At 65.2% G+C, this 16,389-nt stretch carries 17 protein-coding genes and 1 tRNA gene; 6 read left to right on the top strand and 12 right to left on the bottom strand.

Annotation, left to right across the window (positions count from 1 at the left end):
* The 4 genes from LOC60_RS12425 to LOC60_RS12410 all read right to left on the bottom strand — a co-directional run.
* Positions 1-514: hypothetical protein (locus tag LOC60_RS12425; protein WP_230025564.1), on the bottom strand; the 514-nt coding region annotated here is incomplete at its 3' end.
* A gap of 61 nt (positions 515-575) precedes the next feature.
* Positions 576-743, bottom strand: coding sequence for a hypothetical protein (locus tag LOC60_RS12420; RefSeq protein WP_230025562.1), 168 nt, complete (start codon positions 741-743; stop codon positions 576-578).
* A gap of 182 nt (positions 744-925) precedes the next feature.
* The gene (locus LOC60_RS12415; RefSeq protein WP_230025560.1) at positions 926-2,284 is read right to left on the bottom strand and encodes a WXG100 family type VII secretion target; all 1,359 of its coding nucleotides are present in this window, start codon (positions 2,282-2,284) and stop codon (positions 926-928) included.
* A 2-nt stretch (positions 2,285-2,286) separates the two neighbouring features.
* Positions 2,287-2,538, bottom strand: coding sequence for a hypothetical protein (locus LOC60_RS12410; RefSeq protein ID WP_230025558.1), 252 nt, complete (start codon positions 2,536-2,538; stop codon positions 2,287-2,289).
* A gap of 295 nt (positions 2,539-2,833) precedes the next feature.
* On the opposite strand from LOC60_RS12410, the gene purB reads away from it, so the two are divergent.
* On the top strand, positions 2,834-4,255 hold the full coding sequence (gene purB / locus LOC60_RS12405; protein ID WP_230025555.1) for an adenylosuccinate lyase: 1,422 nt from the start codon (positions 2,834-2,836) through the stop codon (positions 4,253-4,255).
* Positions 4,256-4,353: 98 nt separating this feature from the next.
* Here purB and rlmN read toward each other — a convergent pair whose 3' ends face one another.
* Positions 4,354-5,604: a 23S rRNA (adenine(2503)-C(2))-methyltransferase RlmN gene (gene rlmN, locus LOC60_RS12400; RefSeq protein ID WP_230025553.1), complete on the bottom strand. Its 1,251-nt coding sequence runs from the start codon at positions 5,602-5,604 to the stop codon at positions 4,354-4,356.
* A 125-nt stretch (positions 5,605-5,729) separates the two neighbouring features.
* Between rlmN and LOC60_RS12395 the strand changes: the two genes are divergently transcribed.
* Entirely contained in the window at positions 5,730-6,254 is a 525-nt protein-coding gene (locus LOC60_RS12395; RefSeq protein WP_230025551.1) for a GNAT family N-acetyltransferase, read from the top strand.
* Between the two features lie 75 nt (positions 6,255-6,329).
* Here LOC60_RS12395 and LOC60_RS12390 read toward each other — a convergent pair whose 3' ends face one another.
* Positions 6,330-6,812: a nucleoside deaminase gene (locus LOC60_RS12390; protein WP_230025549.1), complete on the bottom strand. Its 483-nt coding sequence runs from the start codon at positions 6,810-6,812 to the stop codon at positions 6,330-6,332.
* Positions 6,813-7,124: 312 nt separating this feature from the next.
* Here LOC60_RS12390 and LOC60_RS12385 point away from each other — a divergent pair, with 312 nt between their 5' ends.
* Positions 7,125-7,598 (top strand): VOC family protein, encoded by a 474-nt coding sequence (locus tag LOC60_RS12385; RefSeq protein ID WP_230025547.1) that lies wholly within the window; start codon positions 7,125-7,127, stop codon positions 7,596-7,598.
* Between the two features lie 39 nt (positions 7,599-7,637).
* Here LOC60_RS12385 and LOC60_RS12380 read toward each other — a convergent pair whose 3' ends face one another.
* The 4 genes from LOC60_RS12380 to LOC60_RS12365 form a co-directional block, all read right to left on the bottom strand.
* Complete coding sequence (locus LOC60_RS12380; RefSeq protein ID WP_230025620.1) at positions 7,638-8,429, bottom strand: carbohydrate ABC transporter permease; 792 nt, start codon at positions 8,427-8,429, stop codon at positions 7,638-7,640.
* 103 nt (positions 8,430-8,532) lie between these two features.
* Positions 8,533-9,477 carry a carbohydrate ABC transporter permease gene (locus LOC60_RS12375; RefSeq protein ID WP_230025545.1) on the bottom strand — a complete coding sequence of 315 codons (945 nt, stop codon included), beginning with the start codon at positions 9,475-9,477 and terminating at the stop codon, positions 8,533-8,535.
* Entirely contained in the window at positions 9,477-10,835 is a 1,359-nt protein-coding gene (locus LOC60_RS12370; protein ID WP_230025543.1) for an ABC transporter substrate-binding protein, read from the bottom strand. The genes LOC60_RS12375 and LOC60_RS12370 overlap by 1 nt, the downstream gene beginning before the upstream one ends.
* Before the next feature lie 227 nt (positions 10,836-11,062).
* The gene (locus LOC60_RS12365; protein ID WP_230025541.1) at positions 11,063-11,935 is read right to left on the bottom strand and encodes a metal-dependent hydrolase; all 873 of its coding nucleotides are present in this window, start codon (positions 11,933-11,935) and stop codon (positions 11,063-11,065) included.
* Between the two features lie 93 nt (positions 11,936-12,028).
* Between LOC60_RS12365 and LOC60_RS12360 the strand changes: the two genes are divergently transcribed.
* Positions 12,029-12,105, top strand: a tRNA-Met gene (locus LOC60_RS12360).
* A 57-nt stretch (positions 12,106-12,162) separates the two neighbouring features.
* On the opposite strand, the gene LOC60_RS12355 is transcribed toward LOC60_RS12360, so the two are convergent.
* Both LOC60_RS12355 and LOC60_RS12350 read right to left on the bottom strand, forming a co-directional pair.
* On the bottom strand, positions 12,163-12,921 hold the full coding sequence (locus LOC60_RS12355; RefSeq protein ID WP_230025539.1) for an HAD family hydrolase: 759 nt from the start codon (positions 12,919-12,921) through the stop codon (positions 12,163-12,165).
* A 2-nt stretch (positions 12,922-12,923) separates the two neighbouring features.
* Positions 12,924-14,447, bottom strand: coding sequence for a mannitol dehydrogenase family protein (locus LOC60_RS12350; RefSeq protein WP_230025537.1), 1,524 nt, complete (start codon positions 14,445-14,447; stop codon positions 12,924-12,926).
* A 253-nt stretch (positions 14,448-14,700) separates the two neighbouring features.
* Between LOC60_RS12350 and LOC60_RS12345 the strand changes: the two genes are divergently transcribed.
* Positions 14,701-15,321 (top strand): (2Fe-2S)-binding protein, encoded by a 621-nt coding sequence (locus tag LOC60_RS12345; RefSeq protein ID WP_230025535.1) that lies wholly within the window; start codon positions 14,701-14,703, stop codon positions 15,319-15,321.
* A complete protein-coding gene (locus LOC60_RS12340; RefSeq protein ID WP_230025533.1) occupies positions 15,318-16,388 on the top strand; it encodes an FAD binding domain-containing protein in 1,071 nt (356 codons plus the stop codon). The genes LOC60_RS12345 and LOC60_RS12340 overlap by 4 nt, the downstream gene beginning before the upstream one ends.
* The last annotated feature ends 1 nt before the right edge of the window (position 16,389 follow it).

The following is a 16,389-nucleotide window of genomic DNA, read 5'->3' as shown; positions in this document are numbered from 1 at the left end:
CCGGGCAGCGGGTGCACAACTGCTCCGAATCGGAGACCAGCCGCAACGCAGCAAAATTAGTCAGGCACAGCAGGGCACCGACCTCGGCAGCAGTGGCCCTGAGCACCCACTCCCCACCCCGGCTCTGACTGTCGGTCCGGTCATTGCCGTCAGCAGCCGCAGAGTCTGCGGCGGGTGGCACATTTTCTGTGGTCGCCCCGGCTTTCCCGTCGGGTGCAGGAACCGCAGCATCGGCGCCAACTGCCGACGTCTTTGCCCCGGCTTCACTTCCTGCGCGTGCGAGATCCGGATGCGGATGCCGCCCCAGGTTCTGCGCAGTGAGTTCCTGCAGCCGGTACACGGTGCGCGCCTGTTGTGCCTGCACCCAGCAGACCGCTGCGTTGAGACGCTCCAGGGTCTGCAGCGCCGCTTCCTGCCCCAGTTCCTCGGGTCCCTGGAGGGAGAGCATCCCCATCAACCCGGGCGGCAACTCCGTGCCTGCAGCCGGAACATCACTGGCCGACACGGAGAACACACCGGGCAACACCTTCGGAACGCCCGTGTCCGCATCGGGTGATGCGTTGCTTGTCCATGCCTTAAATGGTGGATCCTGCGGCACCTGAGTGTGACCGCCGGCGCTTCCGGTACCCGCGCTGTTCGGACGTGAACGCGTTCCCGAACGGCGACCAGATGATGATCGACTCCCGGAGCGCGAAGTCCGGACGGTGGGCTTTTCCATGAATCCAGTCCAGCAGCTCAGGCACCCGCCCAAACCCGCAAACCGATGCAATGTGGAAAACACCCGAGAGCCGTTCAGCCGGTACAGCTTGTGGAGGGATACTCGAGCCCCACCTAGGCCACAAGCAACCAACCGGCACCGGATATCGCCGCCGTTCCCGCCCGGCCGAGCCTCTGACGGGAAAGGCGCATCAAAAACGAGAGGAACCTAGGGCCCGACAGGCGGCCGGTATTCCTCCCTTGGCCCCGGGCTATGCCCCCGCGACGGTGCAGGTCTTGGCACAACTGCCGCTTGTCGCGGCGGAAGTTTTTCCCGGGAGAGACGGTACAAGTGCCTGGTGGCAACGCTGCCGGCTGCAACCGCAGCACCGAGTGATTCCAGAGACGCCCGCAGGGAAGCATCATCGCTGGCATCTGCGATCGCGGCCCCCTCACGGTAGTTGTCCAGCCGATGTCCGGGCCCCAACCCGGCGTCCTCGCCCTCCGGGGTGACCACTGGATTCGTCAGTGTCATGGTGACCCGGTCCGGCGTATCGGGGTTCTGCCACGCATCAAGTCTTGGCACCCAGTCCTGAACATGCTCCAAATGCAGCGCCGGAATACCGGGAGGCAGGTCGGTAGCTCCTGTGGGGCTGCCTGCAGTCAGCAGGAACGCCACTTCGTAGCCGCTTTCCTCCGCAAGGTAGCCGGCAACATGGGTAGCGTGGTCTCCGCCCTGGCTGTAGCCGGACAGGATGACGGCGTCCCCTGCTTCGGCCCCGGCAAGACGCAGGGCTTCGCGCACTCCCGCTGCAACGTAAGCACTGTCTTTCAGGGACGGTTCGAGGACGCCCATGACATCGAACGCGTTCTCGCTTCCGCGTGCAATGCCGAGGCCCTGCGTCCCGGGAATGGTGACCACGAAAGCCCGGTCTCCGTCGCTCGCGGCAATCGGAAGCACTTCAATCACGCCTGGATTGTTCTCCCGCTTCAATACCTCCGAGCGTTCAAGGAGGCCGGCAGCAGTTCCGTCCAGCCGCACACGTTCCTGTGCGCCGGGAAGCGCCAATACCTCCACTGGCCGCAGCTTCCCCCTCCCCGCACCGTAAAGCAGGAGCAGGGCAGCACCCATCAAGCTTTCGGAGGCCGAATCCACAAGGCCCGTCCCTGCCTCGCGGAGAGCAGCGGATCCCCCAGCCCGAAGACGCCGGCGGGGAGCGAATGGGGTCAGGAGAAAGGGGGCGACGGAAGGAATACGTGTCAGGACCCGCCCTTCGGCTTCGGCGTAGGCACGGGCGCTCTCACGCACCCCGTCCGCCAGTTCATCGACGGCGGCAGCAGAAGTCCTCAACGCGTGCCCTGCCTCCATCATCCGTGCCCGGACCCGGTCGGCCGACACTGATCCGCCGCCAAAGGCACCAACTTCCAGCCAAAGCTCCGTCACCCTCTCCTCGAGTTGCCGCACACGGCCTGTGGTCGTTTCCAGCCTGCCCGCCGCCCGGGCCAGGTCCTCGTACTGGACCAGAAGCCCCGCAGCCCCGCCCCTGACCTCGTACATCCGCCGGTCGCAAGTTCCGGTCTCCGCCATGGTCAGCTCCCCGCAGCCAACATGAGCGGATCCTGCCGCAGCTCCCCGGCGGCTGACCGCAGCTGCAGCGAAACGTCGGGAAACCGCTGCGCTACCGCAAGGAGCTGCTGCCGGAAAGCATTAGCGGCCGGTGACTCCCACTGGACAATTGCGGCATTGGCAACCTCCCGTTCCAGCTCGTCGGTTTCCACGGCAAACGCAAGAAGCAAACGTTCCGTCTCCGCCGCGTACGCCGCAGCTGCCATTTGGTCCATTGATTCCTCCCTCGGGGGACGGATTGTCTATCAGCCGGAACCTAGCCCTCGCCTCCGGACGCAGGCCCGCTCAGGAGGAAGCCGCACGGGAACCCGCACAAGAACGACGCCCGTCCGTCAAGGTTGCCGGGCAGGTCGCCGAAATGCGGTGTCCCGTGCACCGCCGGTGGAAACACCCGGAACCTGCACGTTCGAAAACCTGGCTGTTGAGGGATAGTGACCGGTCCGGGCAAACCCGTAACGCAGCCGAAAGTCACACGCCGGCAGCACCCCACCGGCATGAAAGAATTGCCGCATGGCCGAATCCGTATCTGCTCCCCGTGTCTCCCTTGCCTCCGTGACCCCCGCTATTGCCCTGGGTCCGCTGGACGGCCGCTACCGCAGCGCCACCGCACCGCTGGTGGACTACCTTTCCGAAGCCGCGCTGAACCGGGACCGGACCCATGTGGAGGTGGAGTGGCTGATTCACCTGACCTCCAACGCCGTCCTGCCGGGCACCCAGCCGCTTACGGAACAGCAGCAGCACCAGCTGCGGGAAATCGTTACGGGCTTCGATGGGAACGCCGTGGCCGAGCTGGGCGAAATCGAAAAACGCACCGTGCATGATGTCAAGGCCGTCGAGTACTACATTGCCGACCGGCTTCCGGCACTCGGCCTCGAGAACCTGAAGAGTCTGGTGCACTTCGGCTGCACGTCCGAGGACATCAACAACCTTGCCTACGCACTGGGCATCAAGGGCGCCGTCGAAAACGTCTGGCTGCCCGCCGCACAGGACCTGGTGGACCAGATCGCCGCCATGGCCGGGGACACCCGCACCGTCCCCATGCTGTCCCGAACCCACGGACAGCCGGCCACCCCCACCACGCTGGGCAAGGAACTGGCCGTCACCGTGCACCGCCTCACGCGCCAGCTCCGACGGATCCGCAACACCGAGTTCCTGGGCAAGATCAACGGCGCCACCGGCACCTACGCCGCCCACTACGCCGCGGCTCCGCAGACCGATTGGCAGCAGGTGGCACGCAGCTTCGTGGAAGGCCTGGGCCTGGCCTGGAATCCGCTGACCACGCAGATTGAATCCCACGACTGGCAGGCCGAGCTGTACGCGGACATCGCCCGTTTCAACCGCATCCTGCACAACTTCTGCACGGATGTGTGGAGCTACATCTCCATTGGCTACTTCGCGCAGGTCCCGGTCGAGGGCGCCACCGGCTCCTCGACCATGCCGCACAAGGTCAACCCGATCCGCTTCGAGAACGCCGAAGCGAACCTGGAGATTTCCAACGGCCTGCTGGACACACTCGCCGCCACCCTGGTCACCTCCCGCTGGCAGCGCGACCTCACCGACTCTTCCTCGCAGCGCAACATCGGTGTGGCCTTCGGACACTCGGTGCTCGCGATTTCCAACGTCGCCAAGGGACTCCAGCGGCTGCACGTGGCCGAGCAGGTCCTCGCGCAGGATCTGGACGCCAACTGGGAGGTGCTCGGGGAGGCCATCCAGATGGTGATGCGCGCCGAGGCCGTCGCCGGCGTTGAGGGCATGGAAAACCCCTATGAACGGCTCAAGGACCTCACCCGCGGCCACCGCGTGGACGCCGAGCGGATGAAGGAATTCATTGCCGGCCTCGGCCTCCCCGCCGACGCGGAGGCGCGCCTGCAGGCACTCACTCCGGCAAAGTACACGGGCATCGCGGAGACCCTGGTGGACCACCTGAAGTAGCACGCAGACCGGTACACAGACCAAAAACGACGACGGCGGGAGCCGGGCACGCAGCCCGGCCTCCCGCCGTCGTCGTTAAGTCGCGGTTACTGGAGGCGCTAGTCCGCCGCAGCCAGCTGGCCGCAGGCGCCGTCGATCTCCTTGCCGCGGGTGTCGCGGATGGTGGTGGGGATGCCGGCGTCGATCAGGTGGTTGATGAACTCCTGGATGACGTCGGGCTCCGGCGACGTCCAGATAGAACCGGGCGTGGGGTTCAGCGGAATGGGGTTCACATGCACCCAGCCGCGGCCGCGGGCATTGAGCTTCTTGGCGAGCAGGTCCGCGCGCCAGGCGTGGTCGTTCATGTCCTTGATCAACGCGTACTCGATGGAGACGCGGCGGCCGGTGACGCGGTAGTAGTTGTACGCGGCGTCCAGCGCCTCGTCCACCTTCCACCGGCTGTTGACCGGGATCAGCTCGTCGCGCAGCTCGTCGTCCGGAGCGTGCAGGCTCAGCGCGAAGGTCACCGGAATGTTCTCCTCGGCCAGCTTCTTGATGGCCGGCACCAGGCCCACGGTGGAGACGGTGATGTTGCGGGCGCTCATGCCCAGGCCTTCCGGAACCTCGGCGGCCATCCGGTGCACGGCGTTCATCACGCGCTTGTAGTTGGCCAGCGGCTCACCCATGCCCATAAAGACAATGTTGGTGACGCGCTCGGCGTCGTGGCCGCCGTCGCGCCGCTTGCCGCCCAGGCCGCCTTCCTTGATGACCCGGTTGGCCTGGACAATCTGGTCCAGGATTTCCGCGGTGGACATGTTGCGGGTCAGGCCGGCCTGGCCGGTGGCGCAGAACGGGCAGTTCATGCCGCAGCCGCACTGGCTGGAGACGCACAGGGTGATGCGGCCCGGATAGCGCATCAGCACGGACTCCACGAGGGAGCCGTCGAAGAGCCGCCAGAGGAACTTGATCGTGTCGCCGTTGTCGGTGGTCAGGCGCTTGATCTCGGTAAGCAGCGTGGGGAACATCTCGCCCACAAGCTCGTCGCGGCGCTCCTTCGGGAGGTCGCTCATGGCTTCCGGATCAGTGGTGTAGTGCTGGAAGTAATGCACCGACAGCTGCTTCGCACGGAACGCGGGCAGGCCCAGGGACTTCAGCTTCTCCTGGCGTTCGGCCAGCGTCATGTCCGCCAGATGGGCCGGCGGCTGGGAAACACGCGGAGATTTGAACTGCAGCAGCGGGCGGCCGTCGGGCTCCTTGGCCTGTTCCCAACCCTCCGTGGCGGGGCGGACCTGAGGTCCGGTGGCGGTGGGAACCGAGCGGACACGGCGCTGCTCGGACTTTTTGGCGGGGGAAGAATCGACAGTTGACATCGCCACTATTCTCGCACGGTTCGCAGATCCGGAACATTCCTTTTGCCGGGACGGCACACTGCCGAAACACGGGCGAAACCCCGGACTCCTAGCGTGGAAGCCATACCCCTGACGCTGGAGGCAGCATGTCGGATTTGCGACCCTTTTCCGGATTCCGTCCCTACTCAACACCGCACCTGCGGATCCGCGAAGTGCCGTGGAGCAATCCCGTGGGCGCCGACCTGCGCGAAGCCCAGCAGGCCGAACTGGATGCCCGCTACGGCACCATGGAACACGATCCCAACCCGCCGCGCGCCGCCGATGCGGCGGTTTTCCTCATTGCGTACGAGCGCAGCACCGGCCAGCCGCTGGGCTGCGGCGGGCTGCGGCGGCTGGATACAACGACGGCGGAAATCAAGCGGGTGTACGTCCTGCCGTATGCGCGCGGTTCAGGAGTGGCGACGGCGGTCCTGGGGGCGTTGGAGGCACGCGCGAAGCAGATGGGATTCGCTGTCCTTATGGCAGAGGCCGGCTCCGCCCAGCCGGACGGGCACCGCTTTTACGAGTTTGCCGGCTACCGGGTGGTGCCGAATTTCGGCCCGTACATCGCCTCCGACGGGTCTACCTGCTACTCCAAAACCATCGGCGCCGCACTGGAGCACCGGTTCTAGGAACCGGGGTGCGGAATCCTTCGGGCGACGGCGGCCACCGGCAGCATCGGCGACGGCGGCCACCGGCGCAGCAGGCTAGTAGTCGATCCGCTCCGAGGCTGCGTTCCAGGCGTTGAACGGACCCATTGCCGGAGTGCCTTCCACGGCCAGCTGGGCAACCTGCATGGAACGCTGTTCCTGCGGCAGATCGAAGTATTCGTAGAAGGCCGCGTCATCGAATCCCGCACCGGCGGCGTCGTGCCGGTCTGCCGCAAAAACAACCCGGTCCACGCGCGCCCAGAGCGAGGACGCCAGGCACATCGGGCACGGCTCGCAGCTGGTGTAGAGCACCGCACCCGTCAGGTCGAACGTGCCCAGCGTGGCGCACGCGTTGCGAATGGCCGTAACTTCGGCGTGCGCGGTGGGGTCATTGTTCGCGGTCACGCGGTTCACGCCTTCAAACGCGGCACCTTCCGCGGTGACAACGACGGCGCCGAAGGGACCGCCGTCGTTGGCCACGTTCTCCGTGGCCAGGCGAATGGCCTGGGCCAGGTAGATTTCATCCGAAGTACTGCTCATTGGCTTCTCCCTAGGTCCTGTTATGCCAGGTAGATAGCCGGAGATGCCGGCCCGCCTTCGCAGCTGTGAGATTAGCAGTTATTGCCCGGCGGACGCATAGAGGCAGGTCACATTTCACCGCAGGACAGTCCCCGGGCCGGGCGGCCGGGCCGATCCAGCAGGCGGGGGCGTCCGCCCGGACAGGGAAACGGGTACCCGTTGTCAGCAGCGGCGGGCAGTGGGAGTGTGAAGGAACAGCGCGTTACCCGTACGCCTATTCCCGTGGGCCCTCCGCCACGATGCGCGCCCATGGATTGTCTGGAAGGACCCCTCATGGAACGCATGATTTTCCCCAACCTCCCCGTGGCTGACTTGCCCGCCGCGGAAAACTTCTACCTGGGTCTCGGATTCACCAAGAACCCGCAGTTCAGCGATGAACGGACCACAGCCATTGTCGTCTCGGACAGCATTGTGGTGATGCTGCTGCAGCAGGACTATTACCAGGAGTTCCTGCCCAAAGGCGACACACCGCACCTTGCTTCCGCCGGCAAGGAAGTGCTGAACGGCATCAGCTGCGACAGCAGGGACGAAGTGGACCGTTTCCTGGCCGCCTGCACCTCCGGCGGGGGTGCCCTCTACGCCCCGGCGGAGGAACGCATGCCCGGAATGTACAGCGGCTCGGCCACCGACCCGGACGGACACGTCTGGGAGTTTATGTGGATGGATCCCGCCAATGTGGAACCGCCCGAAAGGACCTTCGAGGTGTCCTCCAACGCCACGGTCCAGGAGCAGAACTCAGCGCTGTGACCGGGCCCCGGTGCGGCCCGGCCACAGCATGACCCGCGCCTACTTGACGGCGCCCATGGACAGGCCGCGGACCAGCTGCTTCTGCGCCACCCAGCCGGCAATGACTACCGGCAGCGAAGCCAGCACGGAAGCCGCCGAGAGCTGCGCCAGGAACAGGCCTTCGCTGGTCATCTGGGACATCAGGAAGACCGGTACCGTGGCCGATTGGCCGGCGGTGAGGATAAGCGCGAAGAAGAATTCATTCCAGGCGAAAATCACGCAGATCAATGCCGTCGCCGCCAAACCGGGCGCAACCATCGGCATCAGGACGCGCCACAAGGTCTTCATTAGGCCGGCACCATCCATCTGTGCCGCTTCAAGCACCTCCCCCGGCACTTCCAGGAAGAACGAGCGCATCATCCACACCGCGATGGGCAGGTTCATTGAGGTGTACAGGACCACCAGCGTCCACACGTTGTCCAGGACCTTCAGCTGGCCGGCAATCACATAAATCGGCATGATGACCGCTACGACAGGCAGCATGCGGGTGGAGATGAAGAAGAACAGCACATCGGAGGTTTTCTTCACCGGGCGGATGCTCAGGGCATAGGAGGCCGGCACCGCCAGGAGAATCACGAGGAGGGTGGAGACGCCGGTGGCTATCGCCGAATTGACGAAATAGCTTCCGGCTCCGCTGTCCAGCACCGCCCGGTATTGATCCAGCGTGGGAGCGAAGAAGAACACGGGAGGGTCCGATGCCGCAGCGGATTCCTGTTTGAAGGACGTCAGCACCATCCAGAGCACCGGCGAGAAGAAGATCAGCGCCAGCACCCAGGTCACCGTGGTGAGGATGGGTGCGGAGTTGAATCGCCGGTCGGGTTTACGGACAGTAGATGCGGCGGGAGTGGTCTCTTTCCCGGCGGGGGTGGGTGCAGCAGTCTGGGTAGCCACGTCGTTAATCCTTTACGTCGAAGCTTCGGAAGATCAGGCGCAGCGCGAGGGTCGCCACGATCATGGTCGCGATGACCACCACCACGCCCATGGCGGCAGCCTGGCCGATGTCGAAGCCGAGGAAGGCCCGCTGGTATATGTAGAACGGCAGGTTGGCGCTTGCCGTACCGGGGCCGCCGGCGGTCATGAGGTAGATCTGGTCGAAGGTGTTGACCACGTAGATGGCACCGAGGAGGATGCCGAGTTCGATATACCGGCGCAGCTGCGGAAGCGTCACCGAGATGAAGGTCCGCCACCAGCCGGCGCCGTCCACTTGGGCCGCTTCCAGCACGTCCTTGGACTGCGCCTGCAGTCCGGACAGGACCAGCAGCATCATGAACGGGGTCCACTGCCACACCAGGGCCATCAGGATGGACACGATGGGATGCTGGGACGTCCAGTCCACCGGCGGGATACCCACCAGCCCGATGATCCAGTTCAGCAGGCCGTAGCTGGGGTTGAGGATGGAGTAGGTCCACAGCAGGGAGCTGGCCACCGGCATGATCAGGAACGGGGTGATGAGCAGGGTCCGCACGATACCGCGGCCGGCGAAGCTGCGGTCCAGCAGCAGGGCGAAAATGATCCCCAGCAGCATGGCGAAGAAAACGCAGGCAACGGTGAAGATAACGCTGTTCAGCGCCGCCCCCCGGAACGTGGAATCCGAGAAGATATCCACGTAGTTCGCCAGACCGACAAATTCGTTACCCTCGGGCCGCAGCAAGTTCCAGTTCTGCAGCGAGTACCAAAGGGTGAAAAGGAACGGAACCTGGGTCACCACCAGGGTGAAAATCAATGCAGGCAGCAGCGGCAGCCGCCGTCGCCACCCTTCCGCCGACGACATGCCGCCGCCCTGCCGTTCCTCAGCCGCCTTCCGGGCACGGACCTGCTGGCGTTCTACCAAGGTGGACATCAGCTGCCTCCATTTTGGTAGCTCTCAGCCACCGTCTCGGCATAGCCCTGGGATTGTTCCAGCGCTTCCTTCACTGTCTGCTGCCCGGCGATGGCGGCTGATATCTGCTGGGCCACCCGCGTCCCCAGGTCCTGGAATTCCGGGATCCCAACGAATTGGAGCCCGGTGTAGGGGACGGGTTTCACCATGCTGTTTTCCTGCGAGGCCCCGGCCATGGCCGTCAAGGTCGGCTCGGCATAGGCGCCGGCCACTTCCGCGTATCCGGGGTTCTCGTAGGTGGAAAGCCTGCTGCCCGGAGGAACCCGTTCCCAGCCGATTTCCTCGCCGACCAGCTGGATGTATTCCTTATTGGTCATCCAGGAGACGAAGTCCCAGGCGGCGTCCTTCTGCTCGCTGGTGGTAGGGATGGCCAGGGACCAGCTGTAAAGCCAGCCCGACGATTCGGTTTCCTCCACCGGGGCCGGCGCATATCCGGTCTTGCCGACCACGAGCGAGGACGAGGGATCCTCGACCGAGGAAACCATGGCCGTGGCGTCGTACCACATGGCCGCGCTCCCCTGACTGTAGAGGGTCAGGCAGTCGCCGTAGCCGCTCGTGGCGGCACCGGCCTGGCCGTAGGTCTGCACCAGGTTCACATAATCGGTAACCGCGGCTTCCACCTCGGGTGAATCCAGCGTCGCGTTCCAGTCCTCGTCGAACCAGCGGCCGCCGTAGGTGTTGATCACGGTGTCCAGCGGCCCCATGACCTCGCCCCAGCCGGCCAGCCCGCGCAGGCACACCCCGTCGACGTCGTTTTCCGGATCATCGAGCTTTTCGGCGAACCCGCGGATGTCCTCCCAGGTGGGCTTGGCGGGCATGGTCAGGCCGGCCTCTTCGAACAGATCCTGCCGGTAGGCGAGGAAGGAGGACTCCCCGTAAAACGGAACGGAGTACAGGTCTCCTTCATAGCTAAGCGCCTCGCGGATTGTCGGAACGAAATCATCCGGGTCATATCCCTCAGTGCTGTCCGCGTAGTCCTGGAGATTCGTGATCCACCCGTTTTCCGCCCACATCGGGGTTTCGTAATTGGAGATCATCACGACGTCGAATTCCCCGCCCTGGGTCGCGACGGACGCGGTGATCTTTGCACGCGCCTCGTTTTCCGGGAGGGACACGAAACTGACGTCAATATCCGGATACTGGGCCTTGAATTCATCCTGGAGCGTGATTGCGTCCTGCATCTGCGGATTGGAAACAATGGCTACTACAATTTCGTTTTTGCCCTCTGCCTCGGCGCCTCCGCAGCCGGTCAGTACGAGGGCAGCGGCCGCCGCTGCTGCCAAACCGGCGCGTAGCCGGGATCGGCCGGGGCTGCTCATCCGCCTGCTGTGTCGGAATCCCATCTGGTCACCTTTGCTCATTTGAGATAGCGGTACCGCTCACGTGAGCGGAACACTACGTCTATCCACTCCCACGGACAAGATCTCCCCGTGCGCTAGCTGCGGGAAACAGTAAAGCGCCCGTTTTACTTGAATTTGCGGGAATTACGGTTGGAAAATGCGCCCCCAAAGGGAGTCGGGAAATTGGTAGGGCTAATACCGGCCGGTTACGTGCACCGCGTTTCCATCACCACTTCCGCAGCTCCCTCGCCCGGCCCGGAAACCAGCCGGACTTCAATGCCGGAAACAGCCGCCAGCGAAGATAGGTGGGTGCCGCCGCAGGGAATGGAAACCGTGCCGCCGGGAAGATCGCACACCCAGCGGCGCATGCCGGTGAGAAGGTCCGATTCGCGCTCGATGCGGATTTCGGCCCCGGATGCGACCCACTCGGCCAGCGTTGCGTTGACGCCCGCTTCCACGGCTGCCATCTCCCCCAGCAGTGCGTCCGGCGGGAAACCCTTGCGGCGCAGGGACTTTCCCAGACGGTAAACATCCCGGGAGCCTCCGGGCAGGATGGTTGTGGTTTCGATTGCCAGGGCGTCGAAGTTGGGGTTGCCTGCGGCGTCGGCCTGCACGTCCCTTTTCCAGGCACCCGCCAGCTGCCGGTTCAGCGCCAGGGAAGCGAGATGGCAGGCGGTGTGCCCGGCTGAAAGCGCGGCCCGGTGGCCGCCGTCCACCCGGACTTCCACCCGGTCACCCTCGGCAATCCCGGCATCCTCCGGCAGCACATGAACCACGACGAACGCCCAGTCCCCGGTGCCCTTGCGGACCGGGATTTCCGTCCCCAGGAACAGTGCGGCACCATCCGCGGCGCCCACCACGCAGTCCAGCACGGGCACCTCGCGGCCGTCCGGCGTCGTCAGTGTTGCCCGGTCCGGACCCTGATCCGGCCAGCCGGCGTCCACGGGGTGCACGGGAGTGGCATCGAGCAGTACGGCCAGCCGCCCGTCCGAGAGGGTCTCCACATGCTGCACGGTTCCGGTGCCCGTCAAGGCTCCGGCTGGATAAGTGACGGCGGTATCAGTTTTCGGCAGACTCACGCCGTTCAGCGTAGCGAATTCCGCCGTCCGAAGTGTGAGCACCGCCACTGGATTACACTGTGCGGCGGATCTACGGTAAAGTCGTAACCACGCCGCGGGGTGGAGCAGTTCGGTAGCTCGCTGGGCTCATAACCCAGAGGTCGCAAGTTCAAATCTTGCCCCCGCAACCAAGAAAAAGATCCCGATCCGGAAACCCGGATCGGGATCTTTTTTTGTCTTCCCTGCCCTTAGCCGCGCAGCAGCGGAAGCAGTTCGGGCCAGGAGCTGATGACGGCGACGACGCCGGCCTCCTCCAGTTCACGGCGACGCTGTTCGCGTTCGGCCGGCGCCACAAAGCGGAGGTTTCCAATGACCTGGCAGCCGGCAGCAACCGCGGACTGGGCACCGGGCAGCGAGTCCTCGATGGCCAGGGTTTCCCCGGCGGTAAGTCCCAGTTCCTTGATGGCCTGCAGGTACACGGCGGGATCCGGCTTACTCACCGGCGTCGGGAGGGAGTCCTCGGCACTGAAGACCCGCTCCGGCGCGAAGAACTGTTCCAGATCCGTTGCCTCAAAGCACTTCTGCAGCCGCGACAGGGCGCTGGAGGAGACTACTGCCAGTCCGTAACTCTCGGCCAGCGAGCCCAGGACCTGGACGACGTCGGTGTCCGGTTCCAGCCGCTTGTTCAGGTAGTCACTGACCACCCGCTTCTCCTCGGCAATCCATCGCTCGAGGTCCTCCTGGCTGAGCTCGTGCTGCGGCTTGGCCCACTGGCCGGTTCCCGCGGAGAGTTCCTTCGCCAGCGTGCGGAAGTTCTTTCCCGTGGTGGCCAGGCGCAGCTGCTCGGAGTCGAAGCGCTCGTCGATGCCCAGCTCGGCGGCGAGCTCATTGGTAACCCCCACGGAGGCTTCGAAGGCTATCTCCTCGGACGGAAACAGGTTTCCGTCCGCGTCGCACAGGATGGTGGTCACTGCTGCGGGATTAAAGGTCTTGGTCTGTTCGGACATGCTTAGTTCCTTTCGGCTTTCAGGCTCTGTTCAATCATCTCGCGCGGTCCGCGGGCACGTAGTCCGTCCAGGGCCTCCTGCAGTTCGGCAACAAACTCCGGGTTGCCGCCCAGATCGCCGAAGATCGCTTCATCCGCAACGAACGCAGTGACGTCCTTGTTGGCAGCCAGGGGGCGCAGGTCCGCCAGGAGCGCGTCCTGGACATCGATCGGATCTCCGTTGAGGTCCTCGCCGCCGAGGAACTCGATCCAGCCGGCAACGGTGAGGACCAGCAGGCGGTGTTCGCGGCCGGCGGCAAGGGCTTCCCGCAGGGAGGGCAGGACGTAGGAGGGCATCTTGGTGGAGCTGCGGCGGGCCAGCCGTTCCAGCTGGTCACTGATCTCGGGGTTGGAGAAACGGCTGATGAGCGTCTCCCGGTAGTCCGCCAGGTCCATTCCGGGCACATCCGGCAGGAGCGGGATGATTTCACCCATCAGCCCGCGGACGTACGCACGGACGTCGTCGTCGCGCATTGCTTCGTCACTGCTGCTGTGGCCCAGCAGCGAGCCGAAGTAGCCCAGGCCGCAGTGGCTGCCGTTCAGGAGCCGGGTCTTCATCAGCTCGAAGGGTTCGACGTCCTGCACCAGTTGGGCGCCGACCTGGTCCAGCGGAGGACGCTCGTTGCAGAACTTATCTTCGATGATCCACTGCCGGAACGGTTCGGTCAGAACGGGCCAGCCGTCCTCGACGCCGAACTCCTCCGCGATGTCGTCCCGGTCCTCGGGGGACGTGGCCGGGGTGATGCGGTCCACCATGCTGGAGGGGAAGCTGACGTTTTCCTCGATCCAATCCGCCAGGTCCGGTTCCTGCAGCCGCGCGAAGGACACCACGGCGGTGCGGGTGGTCCTGCCGTTCTCCTGGACGTTGTCGCAGGACAGGATGGTGAACGGTTTGATGCCGGCCGCGCGGCGCCGCCGCAGCCCTTCCACGAGGTAGCCGAAGACGGTTTCGGGCGGCCCGTCGCCCTGCAGGTCGCGGGCGATTTCCTCGTCCTCAGCCAGGAACTCCCCGGTGTGCGCGTCAACGTGGTAGCTCGTGCCGGTGACGGTGAGCGTCACCAGGCGGGTGCTCTCGGCAGCAAGCGCGGTGAGTACGGCTTCCGGATCTTCGGGTGCGTACAGGTACTCAACAATGGAACCGACAATCCTGGCGTGGTGGTGGTCTTCGCCCCGCTCTACGACGGTGTAGAGGTTGTCCTGGTTTGCAAGCACTTCCTTCATCTCGCGGCGGTGCAGGCCGACGCCGATGATCCCCCAGTCCTGGCTGAGCCCCTTGGCTGCAATCTGGTCGAAGTAGACGGCCTGGTGGGCGCGGTGGAATCCGCCGACACCGAAGTGGACGACGCCGGCGCGCAGCTTTTCGGGGTCATACGACGGCACCTCCACTGCGTCGCTTTGCAGCGGCAAGGTTGCCACGGCCAGCGGCAACCCACCGGTGGCCGGACCGTTTGCGGATTCGTTGGGCGTTTCCCGTGTTGCGTCAGTCATTCTTCTTTTCCTTGATCGTCACGTCCGTCATATGGACCGGATTCCCCCTGCAGAAGACGCAGAAAAAGGACCCAAAAGCGGTGGAACTGGGTGCTTCCAACCAGGATCTTGCCTACGGCCCGCTTCTGAACCCGTCCTTCTAAATTATAAGGGTGCTGATAATCGCAAATTGGCCGCAGCGTTGGTTGTCTTCACCACATCTCCTCCGGTAAGTTGCCAGAACAAACCGCGAGGGAGAGGTGGTCCACATCTCATGGAGGCCCGAATAACCCTGCAGGTGGACGGCGAACCACGCAGCCTGACGGTGGATACCCGCACCACGGTCCTGGACGCACTGCGGGACCAGTTGGGCGTCACGAGCCCCAAGAAGGGCTGCGACCACGGCCAATGCGGCGCCTGCACGGTCCTCCTGGACGGGCGCCGCGCGAATTCCTGCCTCGCCCTTGCCGTGGCCCACGACGGCGCCGAGGTCATTACGTCCGAGGGCCTGGCCGGCGGCACGCCCGACGGCGAACTGCACCCGGTCCAGCGCGCGTTCCTGGAACAGGACGGGTTCCAATGCGGTTACTGCACCCCCGGACAGGTCTGTTCCGCCGCCGGCATCATCGAGGAAGCCGCCGCCGGGCACCCATCCACGGCCACGGAGGATCTGCAGGCCGAAGGCGGCATAGACCTCACCGATGCTGAAATCCGCGAGCGCATGAGTGGAAACCTGTGCCGCTGCGGGGCGTATGTGAACATTGTTGCCGCCGTCCGGCAGGCCGCCGAAACAGCCGCGGCACGGCGGGACGGAGCAGCCAACCCGGAGGTTCCGGTAGTGACGGACTCGCCCACCGCTGAATCGATGCCCGAGCACCCGGAGGAACGCGCATGATTCCGTTCGACTATCACCGCGCCGAGGACGCCGCGTCGGCCGTCGCCTTGGTGAGCGGCACCCCTGGGGCCGCCTTCCTGGCCGGGGGCACCAACCTGGTGGACCGGATGAAGCTCGGCGTCGCCCAACCCACCCTGCTGGTGGACATCTCCCGGCTGCCGCTGGACACAGTGGACGTACAGGAGGACGGGCGGGTTCGGATCGGTACGAATGTGCGCAACGCGGACCTGGCAGCCAACACGGTCATCCGCAGCCGCTACCCTGCACTGTCCCAGGCACTGCTGGCCGGAGCCTCCGGCCAGTTGCGGAACCTGGCCACCACCGGCGGAAACCTGCTCCAGCGCACCCGCTGCGTGTACTTCCAGAACCCCACCACGCCCTGTAACAAGCGGGAGCCCGGTACCGGCTGCTCGGCGGTGGAGGGCTACACCCGGTACCACGCCATCCTCGGTGCCTCCGAGGACTGCGTCGCCACCCATCCGTCGGATATGGCGGTGGCGCTGGCCGCCCTGGATGCCGCCGTCGTCGTCATGGGTCCCGCAGGCGAACGCGTACTCCCCGTGTCAGATTTGCACCGGCTGCCCGGCAACGAACCGCAGAAGGACACGGTGCTTGACCACGGTGAGCTGATCACCGCCGTTGAACTCCCGCCGGCACCGGCCCGTTCCGCGTACCGCAAGGTCCGCGACCGTGCGGCCTACGCCTTCGCCCTGGTTTCCGTGGCCGCGGCACTCGAACTGGACGACGACGACGCCGCCGTCCCGGTGATCCGGGACGTACGGATAGCGCTGGGGGGAGTGGCGCACAAGCCCTGGCGGGCCCTCCAAGCCGAAGCGGTGCTCCGCGGGGCTGCAGCCACAGAGGACAATTTTCGGTCCGCCGCGGATGCCGAGCTAAGGCACGCCGAGACGCTCAACGGGAATGGCTTCAAAGTGCCCATGGTCCGGAACACCCTGGCCGCAGTGCTGCGGGATCTGACCGGCACCGCCGGGCCGGACGCCAGTGCACCGGGGACGGACCATCCGGAAGGGCCGTCAGGACCGGATGACGCAGGCTGGGAGAAGTGAC

This window comes from Arthrobacter sp. zg-Y769, assembly GCF_020907405.1.
Classification (GTDB): Bacteria; Actinomycetota; Actinomycetes; order Actinomycetales; family Micrococcaceae; genus Arthrobacter_B.
This window is presented reverse-complemented; position numbering and strand designations above follow the sequence as displayed.

Coding starts and splice junctions, on each gene's coding strand:
- LOC60_RS12415 (WP_230025560.1), bottom strand. CDS start 2,284: ATGGCGGAGACCGGAACTTGCGACCGGCGGATGTACGAGGTCAGGGGC.
- LOC60_RS12410 (WP_230025558.1), bottom strand. CDS start 2,538: ATGGACCAAATGGCAGCTGCGGCGTACGCGGCGGAGACGGAACGTTTG.
- purB (WP_230025555.1), top strand. CDS start 2,834: ATGGCCGAATCCGTATCTGCTCCCCGTGTCTCCCTTGCCTCCGTGACC.
- rlmN (WP_230025553.1), bottom strand. CDS start 5,604: ATGTCAACTGTCGATTCTTCCCCCGCCAAAAAGTCCGAGCAGCGCCGT.
- LOC60_RS12395 (WP_230025551.1), top strand. CDS start 5,730: ATGTCGGATTTGCGACCCTTTTCCGGATTCCGTCCCTACTCAACACCG.
- LOC60_RS12390 (WP_230025549.1), bottom strand. CDS start 6,812: ATGAGCAGTACTTCGGATGAAATCTACCTGGCCCAGGCCATTCGCCTG.
- LOC60_RS12385 (WP_230025547.1), top strand. CDS start 7,125: ATGGAACGCATGATTTTCCCCAACCTCCCCGTGGCTGACTTGCCCGCC.
- LOC60_RS12375 (WP_230025545.1), bottom strand. CDS start 9,477: ATGTCCACCTTGGTAGAACGCCAGCAGGTCCGTGCCCGGAAGGCGGCT.
- LOC60_RS12370 (WP_230025543.1), bottom strand. CDS start 10,835: ATGAGCAGCCCCGGCCGATCCCGGCTACGCGCCGGTTTGGCAGCAGCG.
- LOC60_RS12355 (WP_230025539.1), bottom strand. CDS start 12,921: ATGTCCGAACAGACCAAGACCTTTAATCCCGCAGCAGTGACCACCATC.
- LOC60_RS12350 (WP_230025537.1), bottom strand. CDS start 14,447: ATGACTGACGCAACACGGGAAACGCCCAACGAATCCGCAAACGGTCCG.
- LOC60_RS12345 (WP_230025535.1), top strand. CDS start 14,701: ATGGAGGCCCGAATAACCCTGCAGGTGGACGGCGAACCACGCAGCCTG.
- LOC60_RS12340 (WP_230025533.1), top strand. CDS start 15,318: ATGATTCCGTTCGACTATCACCGCGCCGAGGACGCCGCGTCGGCCGTC.